21 protein-coding genes and 2 pseudogenes are annotated in these 22,146 nt (G+C 75.5%); 11 read left to right on the top strand and 12 right to left on the bottom strand.

Annotated elements, in window-relative coordinates:
- Window positions 1–115: 115 nt before the first annotated feature.
- Window positions 116–2,836: an ATP-binding protein gene (locus ABEB06_RS04525; RefSeq protein ID WP_345695470.1), complete on the bottom strand. Its 2,721-nt coding sequence runs from the start codon at window positions 2,834–2,836 to the stop codon at window positions 116–118.
- Window positions 2,837–3,016: 180 nt separating this feature from the next.
- Here ABEB06_RS04525 and ABEB06_RS04520 point away from each other — a divergent pair, with 180 nt between their 5' ends.
- Window positions 3,017–3,856 carry an oxidoreductase gene (locus ABEB06_RS04520; RefSeq protein ID WP_345695469.1) on the top strand — a complete coding sequence of 280 codons (840 nt, stop codon included), beginning with the start codon at window positions 3,017–3,019 and terminating at the stop codon, window positions 3,854–3,856.
- 221 nt (window positions 3,857–4,077) lie between these two features.
- Here the strand turns inward: ABEB06_RS04520 and ABEB06_RS04515 are convergent.
- The 3 genes and pseudogenes from ABEB06_RS04515 to ABEB06_RS04505 form a co-directional block, all read right to left on the bottom strand.
- Window positions 4,078–4,215 (bottom strand): annotated as a pseudogene (locus ABEB06_RS04515) (RICIN domain-containing protein); the annotation flags it as partial.
- A gap of 433 nt (window positions 4,216–4,648) precedes the next feature.
- Window positions 4,649–5,161: a hypothetical protein gene (locus ABEB06_RS04510; protein WP_345695468.1), complete on the bottom strand. Its 513-nt coding sequence runs from the start codon at window positions 5,159–5,161 to the stop codon at window positions 4,649–4,651.
- Window positions 5,162–5,320: 159 nt separating this feature from the next.
- On the bottom strand, window positions 5,321–5,818 hold the full coding sequence (locus tag ABEB06_RS04505) for a hypothetical protein (protein ID WP_345695467.1): 498 nt from the start codon (window positions 5,816–5,818) through the stop codon (window positions 5,321–5,323).
- Between the two features lie 217 nt (window positions 5,819–6,035).
- Here ABEB06_RS04505 and ABEB06_RS04500 point away from each other — a divergent pair, with 217 nt between their 5' ends.
- Window positions 6,036–6,920: a polysaccharide deacetylase family protein gene (locus ABEB06_RS04500; RefSeq protein WP_345695466.1), complete on the top strand. Its 885-nt coding sequence runs from the start codon at window positions 6,036–6,038 to the stop codon at window positions 6,918–6,920.
- A 352-nt stretch (window positions 6,921–7,272) separates the two neighbouring features.
- Window positions 7,273–8,196, top strand: a complete 924-nt coding sequence (locus ABEB06_RS04495; RefSeq protein ID WP_345695465.1) for a CapA family protein — start codon at window positions 7,273–7,275, stop codon at window positions 8,194–8,196.
- 12 nt (window positions 8,197–8,208) lie between these two features.
- Here ABEB06_RS04495 and ABEB06_RS04490 read toward each other — a convergent pair whose 3' ends face one another.
- From ABEB06_RS04490 to ABEB06_RS04480, 3 genes are all read right to left on the bottom strand, one after another.
- Complete coding sequence (locus tag ABEB06_RS04490; RefSeq protein ID WP_345695464.1) at window positions 8,209–8,685, bottom strand: VanZ family protein; 477 nt, start codon at window positions 8,683–8,685, stop codon at window positions 8,209–8,211.
- Window positions 8,686–8,994: 309 nt separating this feature from the next.
- Window positions 8,995–9,888 (bottom strand): S41 family peptidase, encoded by an 894-nt coding sequence (locus tag ABEB06_RS04485; RefSeq protein WP_345695463.1) that lies wholly within the window; start codon window positions 9,886–9,888, stop codon window positions 8,995–8,997.
- Between the two features lie 64 nt (window positions 9,889–9,952).
- A complete protein-coding gene (locus ABEB06_RS04480) occupies window positions 9,953–10,879 on the bottom strand; it encodes a hypothetical protein (RefSeq protein WP_345695462.1) in 927 nt (308 codons plus the stop codon).
- A gap of 149 nt (window positions 10,880–11,028) precedes the next feature.
- Between ABEB06_RS04480 and ABEB06_RS04475 the strand changes: the two genes are divergently transcribed.
- A complete protein-coding gene (locus ABEB06_RS04475; RefSeq protein WP_345695461.1) occupies window positions 11,029–11,571 on the top strand; it encodes a DinB family protein in 543 nt (180 codons plus the stop codon).
- Window positions 11,572–11,702: 131 nt separating this feature from the next.
- Here the strand turns inward: ABEB06_RS04475 and ABEB06_RS04470 are convergent, their stop codons facing one another.
- Entirely contained in the window at window positions 11,703–12,932 is a 1,230-nt protein-coding gene (locus ABEB06_RS04470) for a serine hydrolase domain-containing protein (RefSeq protein ID WP_345695460.1), read from the bottom strand.
- Window positions 12,933–13,074: 142 nt separating this feature from the next.
- Between ABEB06_RS04470 and ABEB06_RS04465 the strand changes: the two are divergent.
- A pseudogene (locus tag ABEB06_RS04465) lies at window positions 13,075–13,253 on the top strand (diadenosine tetraphosphate hydrolase); the annotation flags it as partial.
- 21 nt (window positions 13,254–13,274) lie between these two features.
- Here the strand turns inward: ABEB06_RS04465 and ABEB06_RS04460 are convergent.
- The 3 genes from ABEB06_RS04460 to ABEB06_RS04450 form a co-directional block, all read right to left on the bottom strand.
- The gene (locus ABEB06_RS04460; protein WP_345695459.1) at window positions 13,275–13,946 is read right to left on the bottom strand and encodes a hypothetical protein; all 672 of its coding nucleotides are present in this window, start codon (window positions 13,944–13,946) and stop codon (window positions 13,275–13,277) included.
- Between the two features lie 76 nt (window positions 13,947–14,022).
- Window positions 14,023–15,432 carry an ATP-binding protein gene (locus tag ABEB06_RS04455; protein WP_345695458.1) on the bottom strand — a complete coding sequence of 470 codons (1,410 nt, stop codon included), beginning with the start codon at window positions 15,430–15,432 and terminating at the stop codon, window positions 14,023–14,025.
- Complete coding sequence (locus ABEB06_RS04450; protein WP_345695457.1) at window positions 15,429–16,139, bottom strand: response regulator transcription factor; 711 nt, start codon at window positions 16,137–16,139, stop codon at window positions 15,429–15,431. The genes ABEB06_RS04455 and ABEB06_RS04450 overlap by 4 nt, the downstream gene beginning before the upstream one ends.
- A gap of 36 nt (window positions 16,140–16,175) precedes the next feature.
- Between ABEB06_RS04450 and ABEB06_RS04445 the strand changes: the two genes are divergently transcribed.
- From ABEB06_RS04445 to ABEB06_RS04420, 6 genes are all read left to right on the top strand, one after another.
- Entirely contained in the window at window positions 16,176–16,781 is a 606-nt protein-coding gene (locus ABEB06_RS04445) for a hypothetical protein (protein WP_345695456.1), read from the top strand.
- Between the two features lie 362 nt (window positions 16,782–17,143).
- Window positions 17,144–17,983, top strand: coding sequence for a CAP domain-containing protein (locus ABEB06_RS04440; protein ID WP_345695455.1), 840 nt, complete (start codon window positions 17,144–17,146; stop codon window positions 17,981–17,983).
- A gap of 88 nt (window positions 17,984–18,071) precedes the next feature.
- Window positions 18,072–18,764 carry a thioredoxin family protein gene (locus tag ABEB06_RS04435; protein WP_345695454.1) on the top strand — a complete coding sequence of 231 codons (693 nt, stop codon included), beginning with the start codon at window positions 18,072–18,074 and terminating at the stop codon, window positions 18,762–18,764.
- Window positions 18,761–19,354, top strand: a complete 594-nt coding sequence (locus ABEB06_RS04430; protein WP_345695453.1) for a hypothetical protein — start codon at window positions 18,761–18,763, stop codon at window positions 19,352–19,354. Before ABEB06_RS04435 ends, ABEB06_RS04430 begins: the two co-directional genes overlap by 4 nt.
- A gap of 6 nt (window positions 19,355–19,360) precedes the next feature.
- Window positions 19,361–19,963 carry a TlpA family protein disulfide reductase gene (locus ABEB06_RS04425; protein WP_345695452.1) on the top strand — a complete coding sequence of 201 codons (603 nt, stop codon included), beginning with the start codon at window positions 19,361–19,363 and terminating at the stop codon, window positions 19,961–19,963.
- Entirely contained in the window at window positions 19,960–20,733 is a 774-nt protein-coding gene (locus ABEB06_RS04420; RefSeq protein WP_345695451.1) for a cytochrome c biogenesis CcdA family protein, read from the top strand. The genes ABEB06_RS04425 and ABEB06_RS04420 overlap by 4 nt, the downstream gene beginning before the upstream one ends.
- A gap of 2 nt (window positions 20,734–20,735) precedes the next feature.
- On the opposite strand, the gene pdxR is transcribed toward ABEB06_RS04420, so the two are convergent.
- Window positions 20,736–22,142: a MocR-like pyridoxine biosynthesis transcription factor PdxR gene (gene pdxR / locus ABEB06_RS04415; protein WP_345695450.1), complete on the bottom strand. Its 1,407-nt coding sequence runs from the start codon at window positions 22,140–22,142 to the stop codon at window positions 20,736–20,738.
- Window positions 22,143–22,146 lie beyond the last annotated feature (4 nt).

The following is a 22,146-nucleotide window of genomic DNA, read 5'->3' as shown; positions in this document are numbered from 1 at the left end:
GGGCCCCGCAGGGTGGCCGGCGGCTCCTGAACGCCGGGAGGGCGGACGTCTCCCCTCCGCCCTCCCGGCTCCCTCCGCCCTCCCGGCCGTCCACCGCGAACGAGGCCGAGTACGCTCACCGCCCGGACAGGGCGCCTTCGATCTCGCGCCGGGAGGAGATCCCCAGCTTCACGAAGACCTTGCGCAGGTGCCACTCCACCGTGCGCGGGCTCAGGAAGAGCTGCGCTCCGATCTCCGCGTTCGGGTGCCCGCCGGCCGCGAGCCGGGCGATCTGCGCCTCCTGCGGCGTCAGGACCGGCGCGCCCACCGTCCGCCTGCGGACGGTCTCGCCGGTGGCGAGCAGCTCCCGCCTGGCCCGCTCGGCGAACGCCTCCATCCCCATCTCCGCGGCCGCCTCGTGCGCCGCGTACAGCTCGTCGCGGGCCTGGGCCCGCCGGTTCCGGCGGCGCAGCCATTCGCCGAACAGCAGCCGGGCCCGGGCCTCCAGTGCGCCGAGCCCGCCCCGACCGTAGTGGTCCACGGCCTCCCGGTAGCGGTCCTCGGCCCGCTCGGGCGCCCCGGTCAGGGCGTCGGCGACGGCGTTCGCCCCGAGCGCCCAGGGCGTGCCGGCCCGGCTCCACTCGGCCAGCCGCTCGCGCGCCCGGGCCGCGACGTCCAGGTCACCGGTGCGGGTCGCGGCCTCGACCAGCTCGCTGCACGTCCAGTGGTGGACGACCAGGTCCCGGTGGTCGATGCCGCGCAGCGCCGCCTCCATCGCGAGCGGGTAGTTGCCCAGCCCGTTGTGGAGCACGGCCCGCGCGCACGCCGCCATCGCGGTGAGCCGGCCGAGGCCGCGCCGTTCGCCGTCGCGCTCCATCGTCTCGATCACCTCCAGCGCCGGCCGCTCCCGGCCCCGGTACGCGCTGATCAGGCCGGTGGTGGCCAGGCGCGTCGCGACGCCCGCGGCCTCCTCCGCGACCACCGCTTCGGCCAGCAGGTCCCCGGCCTCGGCGAACCGTCCCGCGTACCCGAGCGAGGCCGCCCGGTACGGCAGCGCCGTGGAGAGGACCGACAGGGTGCCCGTCGTCCGGGCGAAGCGGGCCGCGCGCTCGGTGATGTCCAGCCAGGCCCGGTGATCGCCCAGTTCCACGGCGGCGTTCGCGGCCGGCCACAGCACCGCCAGGTCCTCGTCGGCGGTGAGGGAGTGCAGAGCCCGCTCCAGCAGTGGGAAGGCGGCGACCGGCCCGTCCGTCGCCCAGGCGACCAGGGCCCGGAGGAAGACCCCCGCCGTCTCCTCGCCCGGCGGCAGGTCGCGGGCCGCCTCGGCGACCCGCCGCAGCCCGCCCGCGTCGTACCGGCCCGCCCAGATGGCCGCGCCGAACGCGGCGAGGTAGGTCTCCCGCGCGGCGGCCGGGTCGAGCTCCCGGAGCCGTCCCGCCGCGTCGAGCAGGGGCTGCACCGCGCCGAACCCCGGGTCGGTCATGGACGAGGCCCGGGCCCGCAGCCGACTGGCGTCGGCCTGCTGCAGCGGGTCCAGCGGCCCCAGTTCGGCGGCGGCGACCAGGTCGGGCACCCGGGCCGGCGCGCCCGCGGCGAGGTGCGCCGATGCGGCAGCCAGCGCGCGCCGCGCGCGCTCCTTCGGGTCGGGGGCGAGCGCGGCGGCACGTTCCAGGAACGAGGCGGCGGCCGCCCGGCCGCCGCGCGCCAGGGCCCGGTCGGCGGAGCGCTCCAGCGCGGCGGCGACCTGCTCGTCCGGGCCGACGGCGGCGTGGGCCTGGTGCCAGGCCCGCCGGTCGGGGTCGCGCCCGGCGTCGGTCGCCTCCGCGAGGGCGCCGTGCGCGGCCCGCAGCGCGGCGGCGTCCGCGCCCCGCCAGACCGCCGACCGCACCAGCGGGTGCCGGAACCGCACCGGGACGCCCAGGGTGATCAGGCCCGCGGCCTCGGCCGCCGCCGCTGCCTCCAGCCCGATGCCCAGCAGGCGCAGCGCGTGCCACAGCAGCGGCCCGTCGCCGACCGGTTCGACCGCCGCGACCAGCAGCAGGGCCCGGGTGTCGGCCGGCAGCGCCTCCACCCGCCGGCGGAAGCCGTCCTCGACCCGGGTCGCCAGCGGACCGGCGCCCGGCCCGCCGAACCCGAACGCCAACTCCGTCGGCGACAGGCCCCGCGGCAGCTCCAGCAGGGCCAGCGGGTTCCCACCGGTCTCCGCGACGATCCGGTCCCGCACCCGGGCGTCGACCGGGCCCGGCAGCACGCCCTCGAGCAGCGCCCGGGCATCGGCGTCCGCCAGCCCGCCCAGCGCAAGCTCCGGCAGGCCCGAGAAGCCGTCCTCGTGCTCCTCGCCGGTGACCCGCTCGGCGAACACCAGCGCCACCGACTCGGCGTCCAGCCGTCGCCCGACGAACGACAGGATCCGGTGCGACATCAGGTCCAGCCACTGCGCGTCGTCCACCAGGCACACCAGCGGGGACCCGGCCGCGGCCTCCGCGAACAGACCGAGCACCGCGATCCCGACCAGCAGCATCTCCGGCGGATTCCCCGCGCTCAGGCCGAACGCGACCCGCAGCGCCTCCTGCTGCACCGGCGGGAGTCCGTCGAGGTGCGACAGCAACGGCGCGCACAGGCGCTGCAGGGCCGAATAGGCGAACTCGGACTCGGCCTCGACACCCGCCGCGCGCACGGTCCGCACCGACGCCGCCCGCTCGGCCAGGTGATCGAGCAGCGCCGACTTCCCGACGCCGGCCTCGCCGCGCAGCACCAGCACCCGGCTGCGCCCCTCGCGCACCTCGCGCAGCAGGCGGTCCAGCGCCTCCAACTCCACGGCCCGCCCGAGCAGTCGGCGGTTCGGCTGTTGCGACATGTCCCCTCCGGCACCAGTTCCTCCCGGAGGAGCTCCACCCATCCTACGAACAGCGGGTTTCTCCGGTCCGCCCCGGCCGACGCCCACTGACTGGACGTCATGTGACGGAGGCGCGGTGGACACCCCGCGCAGCAGAGTGGGGACCGGTGGACCTCAGGAACAGAGCGGAAGGATCTCGACATGACCCGTACGTGGTTGATCACCGGAGCGTCCCGGGGCTTCGGACGCCGGCTGACCGAAGCGGCCCTGGCGCACGGCGACCAGGTCCTGGCCACGGCCCGGCGGCCGGAGCACCTGGCGGACCTGGCCGCCCGCCACGGTGCGCGTGTCCGCACCGCGACCCTGGACGTCACCGACGCGGACGCGGCCCGCGCCGCGGTGGGCGCCGCGGTCGAGGCGTTCGGCCGACTGGACGTGGTGGTGAACAACGCCGGGTACGCCAACAGCGGGCCGATCGAGGACATGACCGACCGGGACTTCCGCGCGCAGTTCGAGGCGAACTTCTTCGGGCTGGTGAACGTCACCCGGGCCGCGCTGCCGGTGCTGCGCGCGCAGCGGTCGGGCGTGTTCGTCCAGTTCTCGTCCGTCGGCGGCCGGGTCGGCGGTACCCCGGGCATGGGCGCCTACCAGAGCGCCAAGTTCGCCGTCGAGGGCTTCTCGGAGGTCCTGGCGAACGAGGTCGCCCCGTTCGGGGTGAAGGTCCTCATCGTCGAACCCGGCGCCTTCCGGACGGACTGGCAGGGCTCGTCCATGGAACTGCACGCGGTGGGCCCCGACTACGAGGAGACCGTCGGCGCCATGAACCGCTACCGGCAGGAGAACGACGGCGCGCAGCCCGGTGACCCCGCCCGCGCCGCCCGGGTGATCATCGACGTCCTCGGCCACGACGACCCGCCGCGCCGACTCCTGCTCGGCGCCCAGGCCGTGACCGCGGCCCTCGCCGCCGGCGAGGCGCGCGCCGAGGAGGCCCGGACCTGGGCCGACGCGAGCGCCGCCGCCGACTTCCCGGCAGGCGGGTGAGCGTACGGCGGCGTCCCCCGTGCTTCCGGCGATGGCCCCCGCCGCCGGGTCAGCCGCCGCAGGAGCAGCCCGCGGCGGCCGCCCCGGCGGGGGGCGGGGACGCGTCGTCGGCCCGGTCGTCGGAGGTGCAGCAGGCGTCCGGTGCGGTGGCGGCGGATCGTGCAGGGGCGGATCGGAGGAGCGGCCCCCTCCCGCGGGCACCTGCCCGGGATGCGACCGGCTCAGGGCTGCGCGGTCAGCCGGAAGCTCTGCGCGGCGGAGTTGTCGCAGGTGCGCTGGACGAGCTGGACCGAGTTGGTCGCCGCGGTCGTGGCGACGGCGAGGCACTTGGCGCTGTGCCGGGCGACGAAGTGCTGGGCCCCGTTCGCCTCTTGAAAGCTCGATTCGCGCTACCTGCTGGTTCATTGACTGTTCGCCGGTTCCGTCTCGAAGTCTTGACGTCGAGTCGGAAGCGCTGTTGACTCGGTCCGCACCGGCCCGGAACCGGTTCCGGGATTCCATTGAGGAGGGACGGTCAAGGGAGTCCCCAATGCAAGTCCTGAACGCTGGCGTTTCAGCTGGGCGTGGCGTCCTGCGCGCCTGGACCGGGCAAGACGCAACTGTCCGGCGAGGAGACCGGGAAGATGCCCCCGGCGCAGGCGACGGTTGCCGTGCGTTCCGACCCGCTGCTCGTCCTGCCGGCGTGGGACGGCCGATCGCCTCGAAGATCCCGTCGGCGTGGATGTCGTGCGAGGAACGGGGCGACGTCGATGAGGTCGGGGCAGGCGGCGGGCGCGCGAGTGTCGTGGGGGCTCAGCCCAGTGAGGCCTCGTACTTTCCGGCTTGGGCGTCCTCGGCCGACAGGGTGGCCTTCCCCCGGTGGGACACCTCCACCTGGTAGGAGCCCGGTCCCACCGGTACGCCGGTGACCCACACGCTGAACCGGCAGTACAGGCCGACGCGCATGCCGGCGGCCAGCGACCCCGTCGCGACGGCCCTGCCCCCGCCGTCGTACACCGTGACGGTGGCGCCCTCGTGGATGTCCTGGTAGCCGCCCGTCCCGGAGCAGGGGCCGGAGGTGACGCTCGACTGCTTCAGGGTCAGATGGCCGCTCAGGGCGAACGTGTCGGGCCCCGCCGCCGGCGACCCGGACGTCGGCGTGGCGGGCCCGGCGTCCTCTCCGGACAGGCCCCGGGCCAGTCCGACGGCAGCAGCGGCCACGACCAGACCGGTCACGATCGCCAGGGGGATCTTCCAGGCCGGACGGCGACGCGCCGGTACCGCGTCAACGGGCGGGGTGTCGGCGACAGCATGCTCCTCGGTCATGCCCGGCAGCATTCCAGCACGGGCCCAGGGAGGAGGGCGGAACCCGGAATCGTGGCCGCAGCGGGCCTGAGCGGGCACCGCGGCTGCGGCGGCGCATGCCGACGGGTGCGGTGCCCGGGCCTGGTGTCGGTCGGGCACCGCACCCGTCAGCGGGGAGGCTCAGACTCCGGTGGAGCGGCGGCGGAGGGAGTAGGCGCCGATGCCGAGGCCGCCGGCGAGGAGCGCGGCACCGGTGGCGAGGCCGCCGCCGGAGACGGCGAGGCCGCCACCGCCGGTGTGGACACCGCCGTGCGGCTTCTTCTGGTCCTGCCAGGGGACCTCCTTGGCGGACTCCTCCTTGGCCTGCTCATGCTTCGGGGCCCCGCCCTTGCCCTCCTCCTTCTTGCCGTCGTCCTTCTTGACCTCGGCGCTCTTGGAGTCCTCCTTCTTGGGCTCCTCCTTCGGCTGCTCCTGCACCGGTGCGCTCGGTGCGGGTGCGGTCGGTGCGGGTGCGGTCGGTGCGGGGGCGGCCGGCAGCGCCGGGGCGTCCTGCCAGACCCGCTGGTCGTCGACGACGGTGCGGTTGGAGGGCTGGGGGTCGGCGTGGGCGGCGGGAGTGGCCAGGGCGAGGACGGCGGCCGCGGCCGCGGCGGCGAGGAGGGGGCGTTCGAGACGCATGGTGGGATGTGTCCTTCCGGAGTGGCGCACGACTGCCGACCTGTCGCCGGCGGAGGGTTCGTGGCCGTACCTCCCTCACGTTCGGTCAGAGGGGCGGGGTGTGCCACCGGCCAGGTCCTTCCGGAGGACTGGCGGCCCGTCAGCCATTGGGGTGGTTCGGGGGGCTCTCCCGGGCGTGTCGGTGAGGGGAGGGCGCCGGGCGGGGACACATCTGCGCATGGTGTCTGACCATCGGATTATCGGTCGCCGGCTGCTACTGAGCGTAGCGGGCGTCACCCTGCTCTCCGCCGCCACCGCCTGCGGCTCGTCCCCGTCCGGCCAGGACCCGTCCGCCGGCGCCGGCCCCGCGGCGAAGGCCGTCAACGTGCCGAGCCCCGCCCTGGCCCCGCTGCCGTCGGCCTCCCCGCCGTCGGCCTCCCCACCCTCGGCCGCCCCGTCGTCCGGGGCTCCACAGCCGGCCGCACCACCCGTCGGCAGCGCCGCACCGTCCGCCGCGGCGGCCCGGCGCAACGCCGCCGCGCCGCTCTTCTCGCTCGCCTCCGACGACAAGCTCGTCGCCCTGACCATCGACGACGGCCCGGACCCGGTGTACACGCCCGCCGTGCTCTCGATCCTGGAGCGCTACGGCGTCCGGGCGACCTTCTTCCTGGTCGGCGAGAACGCCGTCAACCGTTCGGCGCTGGTCCGCGAGATCGCCCGGCAGGGCCACCACCTGGCCAACCACACCTGGAGCCACCCCGACCTGCGCCACCTCTCCGAGGCCCAGGTCCGGGACGAGCTCGAGCGCACCTCGGACCTGCTGCACACGGCCACGGGCAAGCCCGCGACCTGGTTCCGCGCGCCCGGCGGGGACTGGTCGGACGTCGCGCTGCGGGTCTCCAACGAGCTCGGCATGCGCCCGATGGGATGGTCGGTGGACCCGGTCGACTGGGCCCGCCCGGGTACGTCCCGGATCACCACCAGGGTGCTGGACGCGATCCGGCCCGGCTCGATCGTCCTCAACCACGACGGCGGCGGCGACCGCTCGCAGACCATCGCCGCGCTCAAGACGTACCTGCCGGTCCTGATCGACGAGGGCTACCGCTTCACCGCGCCCGCGTGAGGCGCCGCTCCGTCTCCGGCGCCGGAGGCGGAGCCGGGCCCGGAGGCGGCCGCGGGTGCGGCGGCCGTTCATCACGTTCTGCATACGACCGCAACCCAATCCCCCCTTCCGGTGTCCAATAGGCCGGAGAGATTCGTACTGGTGCTCGTTCATCGAATCTGAGGGGGATTTCGATATGCGTCGCGTTGGGTCCGCTGCCGCCCTGGTGTCCGGGCTGCTCCTGGTGTCCGGCTGTTCCGGGACCCCGCATCCAGCGGGGGGCGCTCACGGTGATGCGGTGCCGCCGGGGGCGTCGGCCTCGGGCTCGGCTCCGGCTTCCGCCCCGGCCGCGGCTCCGGCGGCCACGATCACGGTGGCGTTCGCGGGGGACGTGCACTTCGAGGGGCGGACGAAGGCGCGGTTGAACGTGGCGCCGCCGCAGCAGGCGCTCGGCCCGATCTCGAAGCAGCTGGCCGACGCGGACCTGTCGATGGTCAACCTGGAGACCGCGATCACCGACCGGGGCGCGCCGCAGGCGAAGGCCTTCACCTTCCGCGCCCCGGCCCGCTCGCTCAAGGTGCTGCAGGACTCGGGCGTGGACATGGTCTCGCTCGCCAACAACCACGCCGTGGACTTCGGCCAGGTGGGGCTGACCGACTCGCTGGCGGCCAAGGCCTCCTCGCCGATCCCGGTCGTCGGACTCGGCAAGGACGCCGAGGAGGCGTACGCGCCGCACGTCGCGGAGGTCAAGGGCGTGAAGGTCGCGGTGCTGGCGGCCAGCCAGGTGGACGAGGAGACCAACAAGAACTGGCGGGCCGGGGCCGGAAAGCCGGGCATCGCCTCGGCACTGGACGAGGCCGCGCTGCTGGACGCGGTGGCACGGGCCAAGGCGCAGGCGCCGGTGGTCCTGGTCTACCTGCACTGGGGGCAGGAGACCAATCCCTGTCCGACCGCCGCCCAGACCGCCCTCGCCAGGAAGCTGGCGAGTGCCGGAGTCACCGCCGTGGTCGGCACGCACGCCCACACGCTGCTGGGATCGGGGATGCTGGACTCCACGTACGTGGCGTACGGCTTCGGCAACTTCCTCTGGTACAACTCCAGCAGCGCCGGCGGCACCGAGACCGGGGTGACCACGCTGACCATCACCGCCGGCAAGGTGACGGGCGAGGAGTTCACGCCGGCGCAGATCAACGGGCAGGGCGTGCCCGTTCCGCACACCGGAGCGCAGGCGGCCGCCGCGGTCAAGCGCCGCGACGGCCTGCGCGGCTGCACCGGCCTCGCCCCGGTCGGGCGTTGAGCCGCGGCGCCGTCAACGTCCGGTGTCGGCGGCGCTCCTGCGGGGGCGCCGCGGATGGATCCGGCGTGACACCGCGAGCCCGATGAGGAGATAGGCGACGAGGGCGCCCGCGGAGGCGAGGATGATGTCGTCGACGTCGAAGCTGCGCCCCGGGACGAAGAAGTGCTGGAACGTCTCCAGCACGGTGACGGCCAGTGCGGCGGCGAGGGTGGTTCGCACCGGCCCGCGCAGGCGGCGGCTGACCACGGGGAGGAGAACGCCGAAGGGTGCGCCGACGAGGGCGTTCCCGCCGACCTGGAACAGCGCCGCGCGCACCGACGGGCGGTCCAGGTAGAGGCGGATGCTGGTGCCGGGCGACAGGTTGGTGTGCGCGATCCGCATCGACGCCGCCGACGGTGTGAGCGTGAGCCTGATGACGACGGCCGCGCAGAGGGCGAAGGCCAGCAGCGCGACGACCCGCGCGAGCGAGCGTGCGGCCACGGTGAGCACGCCGCGAGGGGTGATCGGCCGCCGGTCGGGCGCGGCGCGCCCGGTGGCGGTCTCCGGCGCCGCCGCGGGCGTCTCCGCGTCTTTGTCTTTCTTCCGTCCGCCCGGCGCCAGGCGCCACCGGGCGCCGCGTACGGTCCGGTTGGTAGCTGCTGTGGCGGCCTGCCGCGGCGATCTCCCCATCGTTCCTCCCCAGAGTCGGCAGACGTCTACCCCACAACGACCGCATCATGTCCGCCACCCCCTCCGGCCCCGGCACCCGCAGGCGCGGGTGCCGGAGCGGGGCGCCGTCCGGGAGCCGGTGACGCGGACTCAGTCCCGGTCGGCGCGCAGCCGGGAGAGCGCGGTCTCCAGGGCCCGGTCGGCCGGCGCCGCGACGTCCGGCACGACGCCGACGCCCTCCCAGTTGGTCCCGGTGATCGGGTTGATCGAGCGGGCGGTCGGGACGGTGACGGTGATGTGCGGGGTGAGCGCGAAGCGGTCGGTGGGGTGGGCGCCGCCCCGGGTGGTCTCGCCGATCAGGGTCGCGCGCTTGTTGGCCTGCAGGTTGTAGGCCAGCTCCTCACCGCCGGAGAAGGTGAAGGCGGCGGTCAGTACCGTCACCGGGCGGTCCAGGTAGCGGGGTGCGGGCAGGTGCGGGTACGTCCAGAACTGCCGGGTCGAGTCGGTCTCCCGGTCGTAGATGTCGTTGAGGTGCAGCTCGTCGTCGGGGAAGAAGAAGCTGCACCACAGGGCGACGCCGTTCGGCGAGCCGCCCCGGCAGGTGCGCAGGTCGATCACGAGGGCGTCGGTGTGCGCGACCAGCTGCATGGCGGCACCGATCGCCTGGCGCCCCGCGCCGGCGTCCGGGATGAACGTCAGGTCGAGGTAGCCGATGTTCCCGTCCAACTGCTCGACCCGGCGAATGCCGTAGTTCCCCCGGCGGTAGACCTCCGCCCAGCGCGCGGCCTCCTCCTCGGGAGAGTCCTCCTCCTCGACCGGCACCGCCTCCTCGCTCCACAGCAGGCGCAGGTGCTTGTCCGGCCGGACCTCCTGGAGGTGCCCGGTCACCGCCGCGCACAGCTCGGGCCCGGTCAGCCCGTCGTACTCGCCGCCGGCCGCGCGTGCGCGCAGCGCCTCCTCGATGGCCGCGGTCAGCTCGGGGAAGACGTACCGGTCGTTGATCTTCGTCAGGGCTGCGTCAAGAATCTCGTCGTTTGAGGTCACGGGCGCGGATCCTACGGTCCGACCCGGAGGCTGACGAGTGGTTTTCCGTCCGACCGGCAGGCGGTCAGAGCGCGGGGACGATCTTCTCCTGGCGCACCAGCTCCTCGAGTTCCCCGTCCGACAGCGGGTGCAGGGTGTCGAGGAGGCGGCGGAGCCGCGGTTCGTCGTCGGGCGTCCGGGCGGTGACGTCCACCTGCACGTCCCGGTGGCGGCGGGTGAGGGTGACCTGGACGCTCCCGGAAGGGTCGCGAGCGACCTTGCGCAGGTCGCCGTTCGACTCCTCCGCGCAGGTCGCGCCGTCCACCGGCGGCGGGCACCGGAGCGTGGGGGTGGGTGGGTGGCGGACCGTCAGGCTGACCTGCCGCCGGAGGTCGTACTCGCCGACGGGCCGGTACTCGATCCGGAAGTCGCCGCCGGCCGCAGCGCGCAGGATCTCCATGCCGGGCGGCGCGTCGCCCGCGTACAGAAGTTCCTGGTGCTGCCGGTACCGCGCGACCTCGGCCTCGTACCGCCGCTGGTCGACGTGCGGCAGGACGACGAGACCCCCGTACGCCACGGCGGCCGCCAGCACGGCCGCCGCTCCCAGGCGGACCGGGCGGCTCGGCACGAAGAACGCCGCGGCGAAGGCGTACGGAGCGCCCGTCAACGCGATCCGGGTGTCGGCGCTGCCCAGGTCCACGTGGCTGGTGTAGGCCGCCACTCCGGCCAGGACGCCGAACGTGCCGAGGGCGAAGACCGGCAGCGCCCGGCCGAGGATCCCCGTCGTGGTGTCGTACCGAGGGGCCGTGCCGCGCAGCGGCAGGTATGCCGCGACCAGCAGGCCCACCGCGGCGGCCACGCCCAGGGCGAGGACCAGGAGGGCCGCAACGGCCCCGCCGCCCCAGGCGGCGAGCACCAGACCGAAGCCGAGCGCCGGTACCGCGGCCGCCATGGTCGCCCAGACCAGGACGAGGTGAGCGGCCGTCAGGATCCTTCTGCTGCTGCTCTTCACAGCGGGGAGCATGTCAGCCGGGGCCCGGCGGCACATGAGCAGCGGTACTCAGAACCACGCGGCCGGGCCGATTCAGGTCAGGATCTGACCTGAACGGCGCCTACTGTCTCCCATGTCGACGGACGACACCTCACGAAGGCGGAGAGACCATGACCGAGACCACCACCACCCGCACCCCGGCCCTCACCGGCGAGCGCGCCGACCTGCTGGAGCAGCTCGGCAAGGCGCGGTTCTTCCTGCGCTTCACCGCGAAGGAGCTGACCGACGCGCAGGCCGCGACGCGCTCGACCGTGAGCGAGCTCTGCGTGGGCGGGCTGATCAAGCACGTCACCGGGGTCGAGCAGGCCTGGGTCGGGTTCATCCTCGAAGGCCCGTCGGCGATGCCGGACTTCACCGCCATGACGGAGGAGGACTTCGCCCGCCGCCGGGACGGCTTCGAGCTGCTGGCCGGCGAGACCCTGGCCGGTGTCCTCGCCGACTACGCCGAGACCGCCCGCCGTACGGACGAACTGGTCGCCACCCTGCCGGACCTGGACGCCGCCCACCCCCTGCCGAAGGCGCCCTGGTTCGACGCCGACGCGCAGTGGTCCGCCCGCCGGGTCCTGCTCCACATCATCGCCGAGACCGCCCAGCACGCCGGCCACGCGGACATCATCCGCGAGGCCCTGGACGGCGCCAAGAGCATGGGCTGACACCGCGTCACGCGGTCGACGGGCTCAGGCCGGGACGAGCGCGTCCCACTGGTCCCGGGTCGGGCCGTCGTGCGCGGGGGAGAAGTCGAGGTCAGTCCGGGCCGACGCCGACGCCGGCCCGGACCGGCGACCTACTTGGCGGGCGGGATCACCGCGTTGGCGAGCCGGAGGATGTACCGCATGTCGGCGCCGCGGGGGCTCGTCGGGTTGAACGAGTAGACCATCCGTCGCTGCAGGTCGCGGGTGGCGAACATGCCGCTGGTCCAGCCGGGGCGCGACCCGGTCTTCCCCCAGAGGGTCACGCCGTTGATCTCCGTGCGGACCAGGCCCATGCTCATGCAGGCCGACACCTGGCCGGGCAGGCACTGCGGGTTGTCGACGTTGGGCACGTCGGGGAGGGTGAACAGCAGCTCCTGCTGGGCCGCGGGCAGCAGCCGGCCCTGGAACAGTGCGGTGAGGAAGCGGTCCAGGTCGGGCGCGCTGGAGATCAGGCCGCCCTCCGCCCACGGCCACGGGCTCTGCTCGGTGACGTCCACCTGGTGGCCGGTGCCGTCCGCGTCGTGCACGGTGAGGTACGCGTGCGCCGCCGGGCGGGCCAGCCGGCTGTCGTCACGGTCCGGGACGGTCGTGTCGTGCAGGTGCAGCGGCTGGATGATCCGGTGCCGCACCTCGTGCGCGTAGGCGTGGCCGGTGACCTTCTCGATCAGGAGGCCGGCGACGAAGGTGTTGAAACCGTTGTACTGCTGTCCGGTGCCCGGCGCGAAGACCATCCGCTGGCCGGCGAGGGTGGCGACCACCTGCTGGGGCGTCCAGCTGTCGAACCGGTGGGCGACGAACCACTCCGCCGTGCCGTCGCCCCAGGCGCCACTGGTGCCGTGCGGCAGACCCGAGGTGTGGTTGAGGAGTTGGCCGATCCTGACCGGCGGGAAGTCGGCGGGCAGCAGGCCCGGCAGGTACTGCTGGACGGTGCCGTCCAGGTCCAGCCGGTGCTCCGCGGCCAGTTGGAGCACGACGGTGGCGGTGAACACCTTGGACATCGAGCCGATCCGGAACCTTCCCTCCGGGTCCGGTGCCTCCCCGGTGGTCCGGTCGCCGATACCGCCCGACGCCCCGAACGGCCGCCCGTCGCCCGCGATGCGGACGAGCGCTCCGTTGATCTCGGCGTCCGGGAACCCGGCCACCGCCTTGCGGACCGCCTCGCGGTCCAGCGGCGGCAGGGCGGCGGACGCGGTGGATGCGCCGGACGCCGTCGGGAGGGGCGCGGCCGAGGCCGACCCGCCCGCACCGGCGACCACCGCGACCAGCATCGCTCCGGCAACCGCGAGGTTGGTCCAACGTCGGTTCCGCACAGTGGTGTTCACGCTGACACTCCAGGATCGTGGCGACTCGTTCGGTTCGTGGTCGAGTCTGTCCGACCCGCGCTCCACCGCCATCCGGGATCAACCCTGACCGTACCCAAACCTTCCCCTGACGTGCCATCAGGGTCACCGGCCGGTCGGGCTGGACGGCGCCTTCCGGCGGGTGGACCTGGAGATCTCGGCAACACCGACGGGTTCCTGCACGCGCACGTGTGGCCGCGCGACGAGCAGTTCGGGCTCGGTCCGCGGCACGAGGGACTGCGCCCGGCGATCGGGGCCGAACCGGACCGGCCGGCACGGGAGGGCCCGGACGAGAAGGGCTGACGTCCTTCGGCCGGCCGGACCTCAGCTGCCGCCACCGCCGGTCGAGCCGCCGTGGCCCAGCGCGCCGTAGTCGATCTCCGAAGGGGGCGAGGGCAGGGGCCGGGGATGGCGCCGGACGAACAGGGCCACCGGGACGGCGGGGGAGAGGAGGTCGTGGAGCTCCCGGTACAGGGCGGCGGCGTCGGTGTCCGGGGGCAGCGGCTTGGGCGCGATCCAGCCGTGGGCCAGCCGTACGGTCAACGTGACGGTGACGGTCTCGGGCTGCGGGTCGCCCTCGTACGGCTCCTCGACGGAGCGGTCGATCCGGATCTGCCGGACCTCGGTGAGCGGCCTCGGCCGGGCGGCGCGGGCGGCCCGGACGAGGGCGACGGTGGTCGGCGCGGCGGCGGGGGAGAACCGGAGCCGGTGCACCCGCAGGAAGAAGGCCGTGTAGACCACCACGGCTGCGGGGACGACGGCGCCGATCGCACCGACGATCCCGGCGGCCGCCCACACCGGGGCCCACCCCGCGCCGGCGAACCGCATGACGACGCAGACCGGTACGGCGAGGAGCATCCCGAGCGCGAACAGCAGGGGCAGGCTGCGCCCCACGTCGAGGGAGACCCCGGCGGCGAAGCGGGGCGAGGGGTCGTCGCCGGTGAGAACGAGGTCGATCGCGTCAGGGTCCGAACGGTCCACCCATACCGTCTCCATGACACCACGTTAGGTCGACGGCCCGGTTCCGGGGAAGAGCGCTCGGGGGCGGGCGGTGCCAGCCGGGGGCGCGGGGTCAGCGCGACGGGGCGCGGCGGCGGGTGCGGCGGCCGGGGCCGGTGGCGGGGTCGGCGGCGAGGCAGAGGGAGAGGGTGATGCGGGCGCCGCCGAGCGGGCCGCGGTCGATCCGCAGGGCGCCGGCGGTGGCCGTGGCGGCGCGGCGGGCGATGTCCAGGCCGAGGCCGGTGGAACCGGTGCTGGCGCCGCGGGCCAGGGCGCCGTCCGGGTCGTCGATGCCGGGGCCGGCGTCCTCGACGGTGAGTTCGACGCTCTGCGCGGTGCGCTCCACCCGGACGGCGAACGGGGTGCCGGGCGGGGTGTGCCGGAAGACGTTGCCGACCAGCGAGTCGATCACGGCCGTGAGGTCGTCCGCGGGGAGCCGGACGGGCGTCGGCTCGGTGGTGATCTCCAGGCGGCAGTCCCGGTCCTGGTGGCCGGCCAGGGTGGCCCAGAAGCCCGCCCGGTGGCGGATCACCTCGGCCGCCTCCGCCCGGTCCCCGGCGGCGCGGCCCGCCGCCGGGGACCGCCCGGCGGCGGAGCGTGCCGTGCGGGCCTCCTCGGGGGCGGTCAGGGCGCGGCCCATCGGCCCGGTGGCGAGCGGGGTGCGGGCGGCGGCGATGATCGAGTTGAGTTCCTCCTCCAGCTGCGTCACGGCCGAGCCGATCCGGCGGGCGTCGGGGCCCGGGGCCATCCGGTCGGTCGCCAGCTGGAGGGCGGTCAGCGGAGTGCGCAGCCGGTGCGAGAGGTCGGCGACCAGTTCGCGCTCGGTGGCGAGCAGGTCGATCATGCGGTCGGCCATGGCGTTGAAGGCCTGTCCGGCGTCCTGCAGTTCCCGGGGGCCCGCGGGCTCCACCCGGATCTCCAGGTCGCCGGCGCCGAGGGCGTGCGAGGCCCGGGACAGGCTCTTGGAGGAGCGCACCACCTGGGCGCCGAGCCGGTCGGCGACCAGCACCGAGCCGGCGATCAGACCGACCGCCAGCAGGGACATCACCGCCCAGGAGGCGGTCACCCCGCGGGTGAGGTCCGCGTCGGGGACGAACTCCTCGACCACGGCCGTTCCGTTCTGGCCGAGCACCACGGGCTGGAGGTAGATCCAGCCGCCGGGCACGTCCTGGGCGATCGACTCGCCCTCGTCGGTGGCCCGGTGCAGCAGCTCGGCGGGGGCGTGTCCGGCCCCCAGGTGCCGGCCGTCGGGCAGGTGGACGCCCAGCCCCTCGCCGGGGTCCAGGCCGGAGACGGCCTGCTGGAGGTCGGCGGTGCGGGTGGTGAGCGCCAGCACGGGCGCCAGGGCGGCGGCGCGCTGCTCGGCGGCGGTGGTGCTCTGCTTGCGGGCCTGGTCGGCCACCAGCACGCCGAGGGGGATCAGGAAGGCCAGGGCCACCATCGAGGTGACGGCCAGGGCCACCCCGGCCAGCGACCGTCTCACCGGGGGGTCACCATCTTGATCCCGACCCCGCGCACCGTCCGCAGGTACCGGGGGAGCGAGCCGCGCTCGCCGAGCTTGCGCCGCAGCGCCGAGAGGTGGACGTCGATGGTCTGGTCGTCCACGTACGGTTCGCGCCAGACCTCGGCGAGCAGCCGGCTCTTGGGCACCACCTGGTCGACGTGCCGGGCCAGGTAGGCGAGCAGGTCGAACTCGCGGCGCGTGAGCCGCAGTTCGACCCCGTCCAGGTGGGCCGAGCGGCCGCGCGGGTCGATCGCCAGCCCGCCCACCGTCAGCAGCCCGCCCGGGTCGGTCGCCGGGCCGGCCGCCGCGGCCGCCGGCGCGGCGGCCGCGGAGCGCCGCAGCACCGCGTTGAGCCGGGCCACCAGCTGCCCGCCGGAGAACGGCTTGACCAGGTAGTCGTCGGCGCCGGCGTCCAGCAGCTTGATGATCTCCGTCTCGTCGTCGCGGGCGGTGGCGACCAGGACCGGCACCTGGGAGATGCCGCGGATCATGCGCAGGGCGTCCGCGCCGTCCAGGTCCGGCAGCCCGAGGTCGAGCACCACGGCGTCCAGCGGCGCCCGGGTGACCTCGCGCAGCGCGCCGAACCCGTCGCCCGCGCTGCGCACCAGGTGCCCGTGCGCACTGAGCACCTCGATCAGCGAAGCGCGTATCTCTGGTTCGTCTTCGACGACAAGGACGCTCGGCATGGGGGACACCGTAGCGGATCGTGGATGATGGCCCGCGTGCACCGTCTCGCTCGCTACCTGCTGGTTTGGATCTGCTGCACGGCCTTCGCCGTGACGGCCGTGTTCTTCGCGGTCGGCTTCGTCGTGGACTCCACGGCCGAGGTCCCGCCGACGGTCCGGACGGGGGCCGACGGGATCGGGACGGCGGTGGACGGGATCGCGGCGGCGGCGTCGGCGGTGGCGGTGGCGCAGAGCCCGTCCGCGGCGCCCGTCCCCTCCGGCCCGCCGTCCGCCGCGCCGTCGAGCGCGACCCCGGGCGGCCCGCCGAGCGCCGGGGGCGGCCCGTCGCCGACGAAGACCCGGGTGCCGACCCCCTCCGGCACGGCCACGCCCACGCCGCAGGGCGGCGAGCAGCCCGGCTCGTGCCCCGGCGGTCCCGGCGTGTACACCGTGAAGTCCGAGGGCGGGCAGGTCACCGTCCGGTACGGCGCGAGCGCCGTCTGCCTGGTCTCCGCGCTGCCGGCGCCCGGGTTCACCACCCAGACCGCCCAGGGCTCCGCGCAGACGCTGCAGGTCACCTTCGCCAGCTCGCAGCACCGCTCCCAGATCACCTCCACGGTGCAGCCGCGCGCCCAGTCCTCGGTGCGCGAGACGGACCTCTGAGCGGGGCCGCGGGCCTTTCGGCCGGGCCGGGCCGAAGCCCGGCCCGGCGGGTCCTGGCGCAGCTCGGGGTGCAGGTCGGGGTGCAGGTCGGGGCGGGTTCCGGGGCTGCTTCCGAAGCAGCGGCTGCGGGCTTCCTTAGGCGTTCCTGAAGATCGGCCGCAACGGCGTGCCAGGCCGTCCGGGCGCCCTATGGTTGCTGTCGCAGGAGCTCCTGACGGCCCGCCGGACCGGTGAGGCGACAGGGCTCCACGCGCACCCCGGACTCGCGGACCGGGTGCGCCGACCCACCGTCTCCCGACCCGGCCCCCGGCCGGACCCCTCTCCGGGACACGGCAACCCTCACCCGATCCCGAGGTACCCCCATGTCCATCGACCCCCGTGCGCCCGGGCCCCAGGGCCGCACCCCGGCCCACCGCGCCGCCCGACGGATGCCGCGGCTGCCCCGCGCGGCCGTCGCCGGTGCGCTGGTGCTCGCCGCGGGCGGCGCCGTGGCCGCCGTCGCCGCACTGCCCGGCCCGGCCGACGGCACCGCACCCGCCGCGACCGCCGCGGTCGCCGCCGCGCAGGCCGTCACCGCCCCGCCCGCCGTGCCCGACCAGACCGGTGGCACCGCGACGGCCGACCCGAGCGCTCCGGCCGGGCCCGCCGGCGGGAGTGCTGCCGCGAGCTCCCCTCCCGCCGCTCCGACCGCGGCCAAGCCCGGTGCCACCCGCACCGGCACACCCGCCGCGTCCCCCGCCGCCAAGCCCGCCGGTGCGGCCGCGGGCACGGCGGGCGGCGGGGACGAGGTCCAGCAGGTCCTCGCCCTGATCAACAGCGCCAGGGCAGGCCAGGGCCTCCCCCCGTACACCCTGACGGGCGGGCTCACCGCGGCCGCCGCCGGACACAACGCCGTGATGAGCGGCGGCTGCGGACTGTCCCACCAGTGCCCCGGCGAACCCGCCGTCGGCGGGCGCGAGAGCGCCCAGGGCGTCCACTGGGGCGCCGCCGGCGAGAACATCGGCCGCGGCGGACCGGTCTCCACCGGCACCGCCGACATCGCCGCGCAGGCCGTCCGCCTGACGCAGAGCATGCTCGACGAGAAGCCGCCCGCGGACGGCCACCGGCGCAACCTGCTCAGCCGGAGCTTCACCCACGTCGGCATCGCCGTGTACCGCGACTCCGCCGGCACGGTCTGGCTCACCCAGGACTTCTCCGACTGATCCGGCCACCCCGGACCGTCTGCCCCGACCCCTTCGCGGACCACTCCCGGACCTCTCCCGAACCCGAACCCGAACCCGAGGAACTCCCGTGCGCCGTAACGCCCTCACCCTCACCCTCGCCACCGCCGCGGCCGCCCTCGCCGCCTGCGGCCCGACCGCTTCCGGCGGCGACGCCGCCCCCGCGGGCGCCGCCGTCACGGCCTCCGACAGCGCCGCCCTGCCCGAGCCGGTCAACATCGTCACCGCCCCGCCGGAGACCGGTACCCCCACCCCCACCCCGACGCCGAGCCCCTCGGCCAGTGCCACCAGCACCAAGCCGCCGGCCTCCGCGAAGGCCACCGCCAAGGCCGGCAGCGCCGCCCCGGCCAAGCCCGCCGCAGGCGGGGGCGGCCCGGTCGCCATCGGCTACAACGCCGCCGCCGACTCGCCCGCCGCCGTGGCCGCCGCCCTCCAGCAGGCCAAGGCGGACGGCAAGAACGTCCTGCTCGACTTCGGCGCCACCTGGTGCGGCAACTGCAAGGCCCTCGACAAGACCCTCGGCGACAGCGGCGTGCAGGGCGTCCTCAACGCCTCGTACCACCTCGTCCAGGTCGACATCGGCAGCCACAGCACCGCCAACTTCAACCTGCTCAAGAAGTACGACTCCCAGGGCAGTTACAAGATGCCCGTGCTGATCGTGGTCACCCCCGACGGCACCGTCCGGACCGACACCAACACCGCCGGCCTGCCCTCCCTCAACACCACCGGCTTCACCGCCTTCCTCAAGAAGTGGGCCGCGTGAGCCCCCGCCGCCGCCCCGCCGCGGCCCTGCTCGCCGTCCTCCTCGCCCTCCCCGCCGCCGGCTGCTCGTCCGGCGGGAGCACCGAACGGACCGAGCAGCCCACGGCCGCCGCCACCCTCCTCGGCCGCTTCGAGGACAGCGGCGTCACCGTCACCGTCGCCCTCCGCGACTGGCACGACGGCGCCGGAACCCTCGAACTCTCCTTCGCCCCGGAGGAGGCCGGCTTCCACCTCTACGCCGTCGACCTCCCCCCGGACGGCGTGGACGGCGTCGGCCGGCCCACCACCGCCCGCACCGACGGCGCCCTCGGCGCCACCGCCCCGCTCGCCGTCGCGGCCCCCGTGCGCCGACTCGCCCTGGAGGGCATCGCCGAACCGGTGCCCGTCTACCCGGACGGGCCCGTCACCGCCACCCTCCCGGTCCGTGCCGCCGGCACCGGCCCGGCCGTCGTCCACGTCGGCTACGCCGCCTGCAGCGAGACCAACGGCTGCCTGATGCCCGTCGCCGACCACCCCGTCCCGCTGACCGTCACACCGGCCGGGCCCACCGCGGCGCCGTCCGGCTCCTCCCCGACCGCCACCCCGAGGTGATCCCCGTTGCCTGACCGCCGCCCCCGGGCCGCCCTCGCCGCGGCCGCCCTGCTCGCCGCGGCGCTGCTGCCCGCCGGCGGGTGCGCCGCCGCCGACGCCCTCCCGCAGGGCTCGGCCGCGGCGCCCGCCGCCGGCGCACCCGCCGTCACCTTCGCGGCCGCCGACCGCCGCCCCGCCCCCGACCTCGCCGGCGAGGACCTGGACGGCACCCCGCAGAGCCTCGCGGCCCTGCGCGGCCACGTCGTGGTGCTCAACATCTGGGGTTCCTGGTGCGGCCCCTGCCGCGCCGAGGCCGACGGCCTCCAGCGCGTCCACGCCGAGACCGAGCCCCGGGGCGTGCGCTTCCTCGGCATCGACACCAAGGACCCGCAGCCCGGCCCCGCCCGTACCTTCGTCCGCGACCACGGCCTCACCTACCCCAGCCTGTACGACCCCAAGGGCGCCCTGGTCCGCACCCTCCCGCCGCAGACCGTGAACGTGCAGGCCCTGCCCGCCACCCTGGTCGTCGACCGCGCCGGCCGGATCGCCGCCGCCGTCGCCGCCCCGGTGACCCCCGAACAGCTGCGCGCCGTCCTCGACCCGATCACCGCGGAGGCCGCCACCCCATGACCCCTTCGTACCGCCAGCTCGCCGTGGACCCCGGCGCCACCCTCGCCCACGGCACCCTGCTGCTCGCCGTGCCGGTGGCCGTCGCCGGCGGCCTGATCTCCTTCTTCTCGCCCTGCGTCCTGCCCCTGGTGCCCGGCTACCTCAGCTACGTCACCGGCTTCTCCGCCGTCGACCTCGCCGACGCCACCGCCCGCCGGCGCGGCCGGATGCTCGCCGGATCGCTGCTGTTCGTCCTCGGCTTCAGCGCGGTCTTCGTCTCGGGCGGAGCCCTGTTCGGCTACTTCGGCAACACCCTCCAGGACCACCGCGAGACCATCACCGCCGTGCTCGGCCTGTTCACCGTCGCCATGGGCCTGGCCTTCCTCGGCGTCCTGCCCGGCCTCACCCAGCGGGAACTGCGCACCCACCGCAGGCCCGCCGTCGGCCTGGCCGGCGCGCCCCTGCTCGGCTTCGTCTTCGGCCTCGGCTGGACCCCCTGCATCGGCCCCACCCTCGGCGCCGTCCAGGCCCTCGCCTGGAGCCAGGCCAGTGCCGGCCGCGGCGCCCTGCTGATGACCGCCTACTGCCTCGGCCTCGGGCTCCCGTTCGTCCTCGCCGCGCTGGCCTTCCGGCGCGCCCTCGGAGCCTTCACCGTGGTCAAGCGGCACTACGCCCTGGTGATGCGGATCGGCGGCGGCCTGCTGGTCGCGGTCGGCCTGCTGCTGGTCACCGGCCTGTGGGACCGGCTCGTCGGCGCGCTCCAGCAGTGGGCCGCCGCCCTGGGCGGCTGAGCTCAGCGGCCGGTGAGCAGATCACCGACCGCCGCGACGCCCTCGCGGATCGCGCGTTCGCCGACGTTGCCGAAGCCGAGGACCAGCCGGGCGGGCGTGGTGGCGCGCGAGGCGCGGCAGGTGCTCATGCCGTAGAGGCCGACGGAGCGTTCACGGGCGGCGGCGACGACCGAGCGCTCGTCGGCGCCCGCGGGCAGGTGGACGACGGCGTGGAAACCGGCGGCCAGGCCGGTGACCCGCAGCCCGGGGGCGTGCTCGGCGAGTGCACCGAGCAGTGCGGCGCGGCGGGCCCCGTACGTGCCGCGCATGCGGCGCAGATGGCGGTCGAAGCGGCCGGACTCGACGAGCCGGGCCAGGGCGAGCTGGTCGAGGGTGGGCGTGCCGCGGTCGCTGAGGTGCTTCTGCTCGGTGAGCGGCCCGGCCAGGTCGGGCGGGCAGGCGATCCAGCCGATCCGCAGCGCCGGGGCGAGGGACTTGCTGACGGTGCCGAGGGAGACGACCCGGTCGGGTGCCAGCCCTTGCAGCGCGCCCACCGGCTCGCGGTCGTACCGGAATTCGGCGTCGTAGTCGTCCTCGACGATCGTCGCGTCGTTCTCCCCGGCCCAGGCGATCAGGGCCAGCCGGCGCTCCGGGGCGAGACCGACACCGGTCGGCCACTGGTGCGCCGGGGTGACCACGACGGCGCCGGCGCCGGTCGCGGCGAGGGCGCGGACGTCGACGCCCTGCTCGTCGACCGGTACGGGCACCGCGCGCAGGCCCGCCGCGGTCGCGGCGGCGCCGATGGTGGCGGGTGAACCGGGGTCCTCGAACGCCACGGTCCGCACCCCGCGGGCCGCGAGGACCCGCAGGACGAGGCCCAGGCCCTGCGCGTAGCCGTTGCAGACCACGATGTGCTCCGGATCGGCCGCGGCGGCGCGGACCCGGCGCAGGTAGCCGGCCAGCACCTCGCGCAGGACCGAACTGCCGCGCGGATCCCCGTAGTCGAGCTCAGCCGTCGCCATGCCGCGGGCGGCCTCGCGGGTGGCCCAGAGCCACTCCTGGACCGGGAACGCACCCAAGTCCGGCACGCCCCAACGGAAGTCGGCCACCGGGCGCGGTGCCTTCGCGGGCGGCTCGGCGGCCCCGGGCGGGGCCGCGGCGCCCGCACCGACCCGGGTCGCGGAACCGGGCCGGGTCACCAGGTAGCCCTCCGCGACGAGTTGGGCGTAGCAGTCCTGCACCAGACCGCGGGAGAGCCCGAGCGTACGGGCGAGCTCCCGGGAGGACGGCAGCCGTTCGCCGACCCGCAGGCGGCCGGTGCGGATCGCGTCCCGCAGCCCGTGCTCCACCTGCGCGCGCAGCGGCCGGCCGCCGGTCCGGTCGACGACCAGCAGGAGCTCGGGCGGGGAACTGGACCACTCCGGCGGCATGGAA

This window comes from Kitasatospora terrestris (genome assembly GCF_039542905.1).
Classification (GTDB): Bacteria; Actinomycetota; Actinomycetes; order Streptomycetales; family Streptomycetaceae; genus Kitasatospora; species Kitasatospora terrestris.
Note: the sequence above shows the minus strand (reverse complement) of the source record. Positions and strands in the feature narration are given on the sequence as shown.